The following is a 12485-nucleotide window of genomic DNA, read 5'->3' as shown; positions in this document are numbered from 1 at the left end:
ATTCAGTTTAATCGACAAACCTTAAAGTTTCTTTTACAGTACAGAGGTTTAGAGGATCTAGTGTATGTTGAATAAAAAACCGCGTATTCCAAGCCCAGTTCAAATTCCTGAACATTTAAGCTTTTTACAAGGTTTTCGCGACTACTTAGTTGCACAGACGGTGAGTCCTCATACACGAAATGCTTATTTATCCGATCTCATTCAATGTAGTGAACTTCATAAAAAAATCGCTCTTCCAGAGTGGTCAAGTGATGATATCGCAGATGTTTTGATTGAATTGACCAAAGTCGGGAAAAGTCCCCGCTCGATTGCCCGCTGCTTATCTGCCCTACGTCAGTTTTACAAATTTTTACGTGAACAGAAATTACGAAGCGATAATCCTGTAGCAACCCATCATTCTCCAAAAATTGGCAGAGCCTTACCCAAAGATTTATCAGAGGAAGATGTCGAAGCACTGATTCAGGCTCCTGATATTGATACGGCACTGGGATTACGTGATCGGGCAATGTTTGAAGTTCTTTACGCATGTGGTTTACGTGTTTCAGAACTGCTGAACTTACGCCTAGAACTTATTAACTTAAAACAAGGCTATTTAAGAATTACCGGTAAAGGTAATAAAGAGCGTTTGGTCCCGCTAGGCCAATTTGCTTGTGAATGGGTAGAACGTTACTTGCATGATGCTCGGCCTCAACTCTACAAAAGCGCGACGGACTATCTCTTTTTAACTCAACATGGCGGAATTATGAGTCGTCAAAACTTCTGGTATGCCATTAAGCGTTACGCCTTACAAGCCAATATTCAAGCTGAACTTTCGCCTCACACCTTACGTCACGCCTTTGCAACACACTTGCTCAATCACGGCGCAGACTTACGCGTAGTACAAATGTTACTAGGTCATAGCGACTTATCCACTACGCAAATTTACACACATGTGGCACAAGTAAGAATGCAACAATTGCATGAAAAACATCATCCTAGAGGTTAAAAAGTTTAAAGCTTATTATTTGAAATACACCTAACAATCACTTGATTTCGTTCACAAAGGTTAAGAAAGTTTTAACAATACACGCTAGATTTTTTGTTATGCTTAGCAGCTTCTGACTATAAATACTGATGAAATAAGGGTTATCTATGTCTTTTACCCGATCTCAACTTTTTCTTGCCTGTGCTTTGGCTTCTAGCCTGTTATTCAGTGCTTGTTCTAAAGAAAACAAACCACAAAAAGAAGATGCGCTCACTGCGACCGCACCTGCTACTGGGGAAGCTTCAACCATCATTGAACGCAATGAGAAACAGCGTTTAATTGAGACTTTGCAAAAACAATTTAAGAATGCAAACATCAACGCCAAAATTTTAGATATCAAGCCTACAGAAGTTCCTAACTTATATTGGGTAAATCTCGAAGGAATGACGTCTATTTATACAACCAGTGATGGCAAATACCTGATTCAAGGTGATGTCATCCGTTTAGGCGGTAAAGAACTGCATAATATTGGCGACAATCTTCAAGCTTCAGAAAATAAAAAGCATCTGGCTGCTTTAAAAAATGAAGATTTGATTGTTTACCCAGCTAAAGGTGGTAAGGCTAAACATGTGATTTATGTGTTTACCGATGCAAGCTGTCCTTATTGCCATAAGCTACATGAGCACTTACCTGAAATTAATGAAAAAGGTATTGAGGTGCGCTATATCGCTTGGCCACGCGGTGAACAGTTTATGCCGACTATGGAAGCTGTATGGTGTAGTACAGATCGTAAAGCTGCCTTTAACCAAGCCGTACAAGGTATCAATATCCCACCGGCTCAATGTAAAAACCCTGTTCGAGAACAATATCAGCTTGGCTTAAACATGGGTGTAAATGGAACACCAGCAATTTACAATGTTGCCGGCGAGTACTTAGGTGGATACCTAACACCAGATGAATTAATTAAACGTCTGGATAAATAACATCCTTTAAGCTGATGAATGATTAATCATCTATGTCTTTTAAAAAGCGCTGCTCTTATTGCAGTGCTTTGTTTTTTCAATAATTAATATTTAATCAACCTGTGTTTAAAGACTGATCTACTTGTCTTTTCCAAACATCGCACTCTAATTCATTGAACAGGCACTAAAAGCGCTAGAGTCTGGCGTTTTTTTTAGCTATGATCTAGCTTCAACTAAATGATTAAATGATGAATGGAGTGTGACGTGAAACCAGTTCGCCTGGCAATACTCGGTCTAGGAACCGTAGGTGGAGGAGCCCTTAAACTACTACAAGAAAATGCCGCTGAAATTAAACGTCGCACCGGTCGAGAAATTCAAATTACCCACGTTGGAACACGCCGCCCTCGTCCAGATCTTGAATTGGAAGGGATTAAGCAAAGCGCCGATTTACTTGACATCGTTCGTCAACCAGACGTTGATGTAGTTGTAGAAGTCATGGGTGGGATCCACCCTGCTTACGAAGTTATCATGGAAGCAATCAAACACGGCAAACAAGTCGTGACTGCAAATAAAGCTTTACTCGCTGAACATGGCAATGAATTATTTAAAGCAGCAGAAGACAATGCTGTGCAAATTGCTTATGAAGCAGCAGTTGCTGGCGGTATTCCAATTATTAAAGTTATCCGTGAAGGCCTTGCTGCAAACCATATCGAATGGTTGGCAGGCATTATTAATGGTACAGGTAACTTTATTCTGACTGAAATGCGTGAAAAAGGTCGTGCATTTGATGATGTATTAAAAGAAGCGCAAGAACTCGGTTATGCAGAAGCAGACCCAACTTTTGACGTTGAAGGTATCGATGCTGCGCATAAACTTACAATTTTAGCGTCTTGTGCGTTTGGTATTCCTCTTCAGTTCGATAAGGTCTATACCGAAGGTATCAGCAAAATTACTGCACAAGATGTGAAATATGCAGAAGATCTTGGTTTCCGCATTAAGCACCTTGGTATTGCACGCCGTGCAGAGAAAGGTATTGAGTTACGTGTTCACCCAACACTCATTCCAGATGAACAGCTTATTGCGAATGTAAACGGCGTTAAAAATGCTGTTTTAGTTCAAGCCCATGCTGTAGGTCCTACACTTTATTACGGCGCTGGTGCTGGTGCTGGTCCAACAGCTTCTGCTGTTGTTGCCGATGTAATTGATATTGTTCGGGACATCTCTTATACCGAAGACGGCGCAGGAACAATTCCTCAGTTGGCTTTTGAAGCATTAACAAATGTGCCAATTTTAAGCCGTGAAGAAATGACCACAGGTTATTACATCCGCTTAAATGCAGAAGACCAAACTGGCGTACTTGCAGATGTGACGACCATCTTAAGCCGCGCTGGAATTAGTATTGATGCGATTATGCAACAATCTCGTTTAAAAGATCTTATTCCAATCGTGATTCTGACCGATCCAATCGTTGAATCTAAAATGGATGATGCTCTTGCACAAATCCAAGCATTACCTGCAATTCGTGGCGAAATCGTAAGAATTCGTTTAGAATCGCTCGATAGTTAATCAGGTTGAGGGAAAGATTCCCTCTCCCGCTTCACCTCTAATTGGAACACCATCATGTCTAATGCCAATCGTTATACTGGTCTTGTAGATCGTTATCGTGACCGTTTGCCAGTTTCGGCAACTACTCGTGCTATCTCTTTGGGTGAAGGCAACACCCCACTCATTAAACTTGAGAATATTCCACGTATTATTGGCAAAGATGTTGAAATTTATGTGAAATACGAGGGTTTAAACCCAACTGGTTCATTTAAAGACCGTGGTATGACCATGGCTGTAACCAAAGCGGTTGAAGAAGGCTCTAAAGCGATTATCTGTGCATCTACTGGTAACACTTCTGCTGCTGCTGCTGCCTATGCTGCACGTGCAGGTATCAAAGCATTTGTTTTGATTCCAGAAGGTAAAATTGCGATGGGTAAAATGGCGCAAGCGATGATGTATGGTGCGATCACTATGCAAATTCGCGGTAACTTCGATGATGGTATGCGTCTTGTAAAAGAAGTCGCTGATCAAGCGCCTGTAACGATTGTAAACTCAATCAACCCTTACCGTTTGCAAGGTCAAAAAACTATTGCTTATGAAATCGTTGAAGCTTTAGGCCGTGCACCTGATTACCACTGCTTACCTGTAGGTAACGCAGGTAACATCACAGCTCACTGGATGGGTTATACCGAAGCTGTAGCAAACCAACCTGCTGATCAGTTTGAACAAGTGATTTATGATGCAGCTACTGATCAATTCACTGGTCCAAAACCAGAAGGTTTACCAACAATGGTAGGTTACCAAGCTTCTGGCGCAGCTCCATTCTTACGTGGTGCTCCAGTTGAAAGCCCTGAAACTGTTGCAACTGCAATCCGTATTGGTAATCCACAAAGCTGGAACCATGCAAAAGCTGTAGTACGTGACTCTAAAGGCTGGTTTGATGAACTTCAAGACAGCGAAATTTTAGAAGCTCAACGCTTACTTTCTATGTATGAAGGCGTATTTGTTGAGCCAGCGTCTGCTGCTTCTATCGGCGGTGCGATCCGTGATATTAAAGCGGGTAAAATTGCTGAAGGTTCTGTAATTGTATGTACAGTAACGGGTAATGGCTTGAAAGATCCTGACACTGCAATCAAACAATGTGCTGATGCAGTTATGTTATCAATTGATGCAACAATGGACCAAGTAAAAGATTCTATTTTATCTAATATGTAATATCTGATTTTTCAAAAACGGCTGTTTAATACAGCCGTTTTTTTATGTCTTTTTATAGCCAGAAAAAAACGCTTCTTGATAGAAGCGTTTTTTAGAATATTGAAATTAAATACGTTTTGGTAAATTACTTAACCAACCCAATAAGTTAGTTGCATCATTATTACGTGCCTGTGTACTTGGTTCACCAAGTAATACAATGACTGCTGGACGTGAGTTTACAGTCGTGTGCATTACAACACAGCGACCTGCTTCATTAATATATCCAGTTTTTGATAGGTTAATGTTCCAACCACCATTACGCACTAGGGCATTGGTATTATTAGATTTCAATACACGATAACCCAAATTAAAGTCATAAGTCGGTGTAGTTGAGAATTGACGAATCAAACCATATTGAGATGCGGTACTTACCAAAATACCTAAATCACGTGCCGAAGATACATTACGTGGATCTAGACCAGTTGATTCATAGTAATGAGTCGAATTCATACCCAAAGCACGAGCTTTAGCATTCATTGCAGCTACGAATGCAGGACGACCACCTGGATAAGTCCGTGCTAAGGCAGCCGCTGCAGGGTTTTCAGATTTCATTAAAGCAAACAGAAGAACTTCTGCACGGTTCATCTTGTCGCCAACACGAAGTGTTGAACTTGAGTTTTTCCCACCAGCCCCAGCAAAGTCAATTTGCTCAAGTGTAATTTCTTCAGACATGTTTAAACGGGCATCCGCCGTTACAACCGCTGTCATCACTTTTGTAATAGATGCAATTGGCACAGAAGCGTTGGTATTTTTACTGTAGAGCACTTCACCAGTTTGCGCGTCCATTACAAGTGCAGCTCGAGCGCTTACACTCGGCTGGGAATTGTAACCAGACGTATCACGGATTGGAGCAACTCTAGGTGCAGATGCTACAATTTTCGGTGCATTACTACCACGTAAAGTTGTGGTTACTGATGTTGAACCTTGCGGAGTAGGTTCGTCATCTTCATCATTTAAAAATTGGCTAGCATCAGCTGAAGACCAATTTAAGCTTGCAGTACCACTATTCCCTGAGGACGGGTTATTGACGAGTTCTGCAAAGCTTGTTGAACTCAAACTAAGCAAAATAGACATGCTTAGCACATGCATTAAAGACTTTTTAGAATTTTTCACGGCACAATACTCGACTCAGGGTGATACACATTTGCGCTTACTATAATTATGCCTTACATTTGAGGTATAAGGTATAACGCTTTTACCGACACAATTGTGCACAACTATTCGCTCACTATATAAGAATAGGATTGCTAATTTTGTCATTCCATTGCAAGCTAATTTTGCTTTATGTAACAAAAAACTTGTTTTTTGAAAGAAAGGAGGTCTTCTTGATTACAGTTTTAGTTGTGGATGACCATGAACTTGTACGCACAGGCATTTGCCGTATGTTAGAAGATCATGCCGATGTAGAGGTCATTGGACAAGCCGAATCGGGTGAAGAAGCAATTGCTATTGTTCGTCAGAAACATCCTCAAGTTGTACTACTTGATGTCAACATGCCAGGCATCGGGGGCGTAGAAACAACCCGCCGTTTACTACAAACTGCACCAGATACAAAAGTGATTGCAGTCAGTGGTTTAGCAGAAGAACCTTACCCTTCTCTTTTACTTAAAGCAGGAGCTAAAGGATATATCACGAAAGGTGCTCCAATTACAGAAATGGTTCGCGCAATCAATAAAGTGATGCAAGGTGGCAAATATTTCAGTGCGGATATTGCTGAGCAGTTGGCGAGTTCCTATCTATCAGACACACAACAATCACCTTTTGACGCTCTATCCGAACGAGAAATGCAAGTTGCAATGATGGTTGTAAATTGTATTAGCGCTCAAGAAATTGCAGACAAACTTTTTGTAAGTGTCAAAACAGTGAATACTTACCGCTACCGTATTTTTGAAAAGCTAGCCATTGATAGTGATGTTAAACTAACTCATCTTGCGATTCGCTACGGTCTGATCAAACCTTAATCAGACTTACATGCAATTTCCCATAAACTCATCCTTGTCCCATACGATTTTTCGTTTGGGCACGTGGTATGGTTTGTATCGCCTTATTATTGCGGTTAGCCTGAATATTATTTTGGTTTTAACCGACGCTCAAATCGACAATAGTCTACAACAACCCGCTTTATATTCTTACACACTACTCAGCTATTCGCTCTTAAGCCTTCTTCAACTTTTATGCTTTAAGTTTATTGCCACTCAGGCAACAAAGCAGCTTATTTTATTTTTTATAGTTGATGTTATTTGCCTGAGTTTACTTACATTTTCTGTAGGCGAACCAAATCTACAACTTAGCTTACTGTATGTTATTGCCATATTTACTTCGGCAATTTTACTCAGCGCAAGAATGTCTTTACTCATTACATTACTTGCTGTCATTGCCGTTATTTACCAACGTTTTGTTGGTAGCTTGTTTGACTACAATAATTTAAATACGATTGGTAATAGTGCCCTATTAGCCTTCTTATTTTTTGTAGTACACGGCATCGGGCAAATTGCAGTTCAGCGCTTTAAATTGCTTGAAGCGCTAACTTTCCATCAATCAATTGAACTCTATCAACTACAAAATATTAACCGCTATATTTTGGAACAAATTGAAGAAGGCTATCTGGTTCTTGATGAAAATTATGACATTGTTTTAAGTAATCCAGCTGCATGCTCTCTTTTAGGGATTCCGCCTCAATTTGCCAGTGAAAAATATCCCTTAGCCAAATGGCATGCTGACTTATTTGAAATTCTTAAGTTTGATAACCTAAAAGAAGGTGACCGATTTATTTTTGAATCTCGGCTGTCAGCCTATTCTATTAATATTAAAGTGCAGCATCTTTTAGTGCCACAACAAGCGTTGACGCTACTCATCTTACAAGATGCACAACAGATTAATCAGCAAGCTCAACAACTCAAACTTGCCGCTCTAGGGCAACTGTCAGCAAGTATCGCACACGAAATCCGCAATCCACTTGCAGCAATTGTTCAAGCAAATGAATTACTTAAAGACAGTGACATAGAACAGCAAGATACTTTACGCCGTATGATTGGTAAGCAAACCAAACGCATTGATAGTATCGTTCAAGATACCTTAGGGCTTGCTCGTAGCGAAAGAACATACCCAATCCAGATTGAACTAAACGACTTCATAAAAACGTTATTAGATGAAGATTTATCTGATGTTCAACATGCGATCCGGCTTAAAATTTCCGATTCATCCTTAAAATTATTATTTGACGAAAAACAACTTAGACAGGTGCTCATTAACCTTGTTAGGAATGCTTTACGACACAATGCACCCGACTCGCCTTATGTTCTGATCAATATTCACTCACAAACAAATAAAATTTATATTGATGTGATCGATTACGGTGAAGGTGTTTCAAAACGTGATATATCTCAATTATTTAAACCATTTTTTAGTACCGAAATTAATGGAACTGGTTTAGGATTATATTTGTCTCATAGTTTTTGTGAGGCAAACCATGCAAAGCTCACTTATGTAGAGCAAAAACAAGGGGCATGCTTCCGAATAGAATGCCCAATAATATATTGATTTTTTATTAGGTTTTTGGGGAAATGGCAGAACAGCAACCACTCGTTTTGCTTGTAGACGATGAAGAAGATTTGTGCCTGTTAATGCAAATGACTCTTGCACGAATGGGGATTAAGACACATCTTGCTTATCGGGTTGAACAGGCCAAACAACTCTTTACTCAGTTTCATTACGATGCATGCTTGACCGACTTAAATCTACCAGACGGTAGCGGTTTAGAATTGGTTAAACATGTTTCTCAAACTTACCCGCATACACCCATTGCAGTTTTAACTGCATACGGCAATATGGATATTGCAATTGCAGCATTAAAAGCGGGAGCTTTTGATTTTGTAAGCAAACCGATTAACCAAATTCATTTAGATCAGCTGTTAAAAAAGGCGCTTAACCAGCCCAAACCAGAGCATGAGTTTGGCGAAACAACATTAGAAAATGATTTATTAATCGGGCGTTCACCACCGATACAAAACTTACGGACAGCTATTAAAAAAATAGCCCGCTCCCAAGCGCCTGTATTTGTTACAGGCGAGTCTGGTACGGGTAAAGAAGTTGTTGCCAATCTTATTCACCGCTTAAGCAACCGTAGCGAAGGGCCATTTATTGCAATTAACTGTGGAGCAATCCCAACTGAGCTCATGGAAAGTGAACTTTTCGGGCATAAAAAAGGGAGCTTTACTGGAGCGACTCAAGACAAACAAGGTCTTATTTTATCAGCACACGGCGGCAGTTTATTTTTAGATGAAATTGCCGAATTGCCTTTAAGTATGCAAGTTAAATTGCTTCGCGCAGTACAAGAAAAAAAGATTCGCCCAGTAGGTTCTGATCAGGAAATTGATGTTGATTTTCGAGTAATTAGTGCGAGTCACCAAGATTTAGATTTGTTAGTCCAACAAGGTAAATTCCGTCAGGACTTATTTTTCCGTATTCATGTTATGGATATTATGTTGCCGCCACTGCGTGACCGTGGTGGAGATATTTTGCTATTGGCCAATCATTTTATTCAAAAGGTTTGTACGGAATGGGGAATTCCAAGCAAGCAATTAACGGCGAGTGCTGAAACTTATTTATTGCAGCAAGACTTCCCGGGTAATGTTCGTGAATTAAGAAATATGATTGAACGAGCTATTACTTTAAGTGATGATGAATGCATTGATTTGACACACTTAGCACCTCCTCTTAGAGGCAGTAGTGTGAGCCCGCAAATCGTAACAAAACAACTAAATCAAGCACCGACTGTTCAGACTCATCCAAAATTTCCAATGGAAGGTTTAGAACGTTACTTAGAAAATATCGAAAAAGATATTTTACTGAATGCATTAAACATGACGCATTGGAATCGAACTTTGGCGGCTAAAAAGCTAGGAATGACATTCCGTTCTTTACGCTATCGACTCAAAAAGTTTGGTTTGGATACCGAAATGGGAGAGGAAATATAAAAATTACTTCCTCTTTAGGAATAAATCTGCAACACGCTCTAAGTAAACATCTTCTTTCATTTCTGCGGGCAAGGGATAGGTCTGGTTAGGCTGAATACCCTGCCCTTCAATCATATTGCCATTTGGCGTGTAGTAATGTGAGACTGTCATTTGTAGAGCCGCCCCACTTGGTAAAGGAAATAGTTTTTGCACTACGCCCTTACCATAACTTTTTTCACCTATCACCCAAGCACGCTGGTGTTCTTTCATGGCCGCAGTAAAAACTTCTGCTGCCGATGCAGACCGATGATTAATTAATATACCTAATTTTATATTCTGGAATTCATTGCCCGGTAGCGCCTGAAACTGCTGGTTACCTTCCGAACGACTTTTCGTTGAAACAATAATTCCGTTATTTAAAAACAAATCTGCCGACTCAACCGCTGCCGATAACAACCCCCCCGGATTGTTTCGCAAATCGATTAAAACAGCCTTTAAACGTGGCGAGTTATTTTCTTCAATTAATCTTTTAATTTCATTAGCAGTGTCTTGCTGGAATACTCTAATTTTTAGTACGAGTACCTGATTATGTAACATTACAGGTTCTATATCGGTTTCTATTTTTTTATTACGGACTAAGTTAATATTTCCGCTGAGTTCTTCTGCTTGTACTTGAAGTGTACTTCCGATAGAACCGTAAAGTAGTCCAAGCACCTGATCTTGGTTTAAATTTTTTAAATCTTGGTTATCAATTTTGAGAATCGTCTGACCATTTCGCAAACCTAATTTATAGGAATCAGAACCTGTTTTAAGATCACGAATCATCCATTTATGGAGATGTGATTCAGGGGTTAATGCAAAATCAACTGAAGCAAGATCACCTTCGGTATATTGAATGAGTTGGCGATATTCTTCTGCCGACAAATAACGCGAATAACGATCCAACCCACTCACCAATCCTTTTATGGCTTGTTGAAACAAGGCATCGTCAGACTTCACGTCGACATAGTTATCTCGAACGATTCCATAGATTTGCACAAACTGTTGAATCGATTCAATCGGCACCTCTGCATAGCTATGTTCGGGTTCTTCCGAATCAGAATGCAAAGGTGACATTTTTTCTTTTACAACTGGCGCTGCAAAAGCAAATTGGCTGCAACACAGCAACATACTTACAATAAGTTTTTTATATTTAATGTGTTGCAGCATCCAATCACCTTTAACTTATGCAGATAGTGTAATCAGATTACGTCCTTGCATTTCGGCAGGAACAGGAATCTGCATTAAATTGAGAATTGTCGGTGCTACGTCTGCAAGCACACCACCTTCTGCAATTGTTGCTTGTGTTGGGCCAACATAGATAAACGGTACAAGCTCGGTCGTATGTTGAGTGTGTACTTGCCCACTTTCGTAGTCTTGCATTTGTTCAACATTACCATGGTCAGCAGTAATGAGCATATGGCCTTTTTTCGCCATCACTGCTTCATAGACACGACCTAAGCAAGTATCAACCGCTTCAACCGCTTTAACCGCAGCGTCAAACACACCCGTATGGCCGACCATGTCGCCATTCGCATAGTTCACAACTAATAAGTCGTATTCACCCGAATTAATTGCTTGAACTAACTCATCAGTGACTTCATAAGCACTCATTTCTGGCTTAAGGTCATATGTCGCAACGTTTGGAGATGGAATTAAAATACGCTTTTCACCCGGATATTCATCTTCACGGCCACCACTAAAGAAGAACGTTACATGCGCATACTTTTCTGTTTCGGCAATACGTAACTGAGTTTTACCTAAAGAAGATAAATATTCGCCCAATGAATTTTTAAGAGCTTCTGGCATATATGCAACTGGTGCATCAATGCTCGCCTGATAACGCGTTAACATCACAAATTTAGAAAGATTTGGTACAACTTTGCGTTCAAAACCAGCAAAGTCTTTCTCAACAAATGCACGAGTAATTTCACGAGCTCGGTCAGCACGGAAATTCATAAATACAACGCTATCACCGTCTTGAACTTTAGCGATATCACCAATACGAGTCGCTTTTACAAACTCATCATTTTCATTGGCTGCATAAGCTAGCTCTAACCCTTCAACTGCAGTTTGTGCAGTACGAAGTGCTTCACCTTCGGTTAACAAGCGATAAGCTTGCTCAACACGATCCCAACGGTTGTCACGGTCCATAGCAAAGTAGCGACCAATCATGGTTGCGATACGGCCTTGGCCCGGATATTGAGCAAATAATGCATCTAATTTTTCTAAAGATGGTTGAGCACTGCGTGGAGGTGTATCACGGCCATCAAGGAAAGCATGTAAATAAACTTTTGCACCACGTTTTAATGCAAGCTCACACATCGCTACAATATGATCTTCATGTGAATGAACACCACCTTCTGAAAGTAGTCCCATAATATGGACAGCACCACCAGCAGCTTTAGCTTTTTCAACAGCGTCGATCAATACTTCGTGTTTGAAAAAGGCACCAGTACGAATATCTTTAGTAATGCGGGTAAAGTCTTGATATAACACACGGCCAGCGCCAAGATTCATATGGCCGACCTCAGAGTTCCCCATTTGACCATCAGGCAATCCAACATCTTCACCTGAACCAGAAATTAGACTATTCGGATGCTTGGCTTTCATTGCCGCCAAATTTGGTGTTTTTGCTGCAAGAAAAGCATTATCTTCAATCGCTTCACGGTGTCCAACACCATCCATAATGACCAGAACGTGAGGGATCTTGCCAGCAGTTGCATCCGTCATAATCAATTTCTCTTTTGTCTACAATTTCGTCAC

At 40.3% G+C, this 12485-nt stretch carries 10 protein-coding genes; 7 read left to right on the top strand and 3 right to left on the bottom strand.

Annotated elements, in window-relative coordinates:
• Positions 1-64 precede the first annotated feature (64 nt).
• The 4 genes from xerD to thrC all read left to right on the top strand — a co-directional run bounded on the left by xerD (position 65) and on the right by thrC (position 4686).
• Entirely contained in the window at positions 65-985 is a 921-nt protein-coding gene (xerD, locus tag HUN22_RS01125; RefSeq protein ID WP_174726196.1) for a site-specific tyrosine recombinase XerD, read from the top strand.
• A 146-nt stretch (positions 986-1131) separates the two neighbouring features.
• Positions 1132-1947 (top strand): DsbC family protein, encoded by an 816-nt coding sequence (locus tag HUN22_RS01120; RefSeq protein ID WP_174726195.1) that lies wholly within the window; start codon positions 1132-1134, stop codon positions 1945-1947.
• 243 nt (positions 1948-2190) lie between these two features.
• Positions 2191-3492, top strand: coding sequence for a homoserine dehydrogenase (locus HUN22_RS01115; protein ID WP_174726194.1), 1302 nt, complete (start codon positions 2191-2193; stop codon positions 3490-3492).
• 54 nt (positions 3493-3546) lie between these two features.
• Positions 3547-4686 carry a threonine synthase gene (thrC, locus tag HUN22_RS01110; protein WP_002048893.1) on the top strand — a complete coding sequence of 380 codons (1140 nt, stop codon included), beginning with the start codon at positions 3547-3549 and terminating at the stop codon, positions 4684-4686.
• A 105-nt stretch (positions 4687-4791) separates the two neighbouring features.
• On the opposite strand, the gene pbpG is transcribed toward thrC, so the two are convergent.
• Positions 4792-5838, bottom strand: coding sequence for a D-alanyl-D-alanine endopeptidase PBP7/8 (pbpG, locus tag HUN22_RS01105; RefSeq protein ID WP_174726193.1), 1047 nt, complete (start codon positions 5836-5838; stop codon positions 4792-4794).
• 212 nt (positions 5839-6050) lie between these two features.
• On the opposite strand from pbpG, the gene gacA reads away from it, so the two are divergent.
• From gacA to HUN22_RS01090, 3 genes are read left to right on the top strand one after another with little or no spacing between them, the layout of a single operon-like run.
• The gene (gacA, locus tag HUN22_RS01100) at positions 6051-6686 is read left to right on the top strand and encodes a response regulator transcription factor GacA (RefSeq protein WP_174726192.1); all 636 of its coding nucleotides are present in this window, start codon (positions 6051-6053) and stop codon (positions 6684-6686) included.
• 10 nt (positions 6687-6696) lie between these two features.
• On the top strand, positions 6697-8265 hold the full coding sequence (locus tag HUN22_RS01095) for a sensor histidine kinase (protein ID WP_217488023.1): 1569 nt from the start codon (positions 6697-6699) through the stop codon (positions 8263-8265).
• A 23-nt stretch (positions 8266-8288) separates the two neighbouring features.
• Positions 8289-9701, top strand: a complete 1413-nt coding sequence (locus HUN22_RS01090) for a sigma-54-dependent transcriptional regulator (RefSeq protein ID WP_174726191.1) — start codon at positions 8289-8291, stop codon at positions 9699-9701.
• Between the two features lie 3 nt (positions 9702-9704).
• On the opposite strand, the gene HUN22_RS01085 is transcribed toward HUN22_RS01090, so the two are convergent.
• On the bottom strand, positions 9705-10889 hold the full coding sequence (locus tag HUN22_RS01085; RefSeq protein WP_174726190.1) for a S41 family peptidase: 1185 nt from the start codon (positions 10887-10889) through the stop codon (positions 9705-9707).
• A 15-nt stretch (positions 10890-10904) separates the two neighbouring features.
• A complete protein-coding gene (gene gpmI / locus HUN22_RS01080) occupies positions 10905-12452 on the bottom strand; it encodes a 2,3-bisphosphoglycerate-independent phosphoglycerate mutase (RefSeq protein WP_174726189.1) in 1548 nt (515 codons plus the stop codon).
• Positions 12453-12485: the final 33 nt, after the last annotated feature.

It is taken from the genome of Acinetobacter lactucae (assembly GCF_013344765.1).
GTDB classification, from domain to species: domain Bacteria; phylum Pseudomonadota; class Gammaproteobacteria; order Pseudomonadales; family Moraxellaceae; genus Acinetobacter; species Acinetobacter lactucae_A.
Note: the sequence above shows the minus strand (reverse complement) of the source record. Positions and strands in the feature narration are given on the sequence as shown.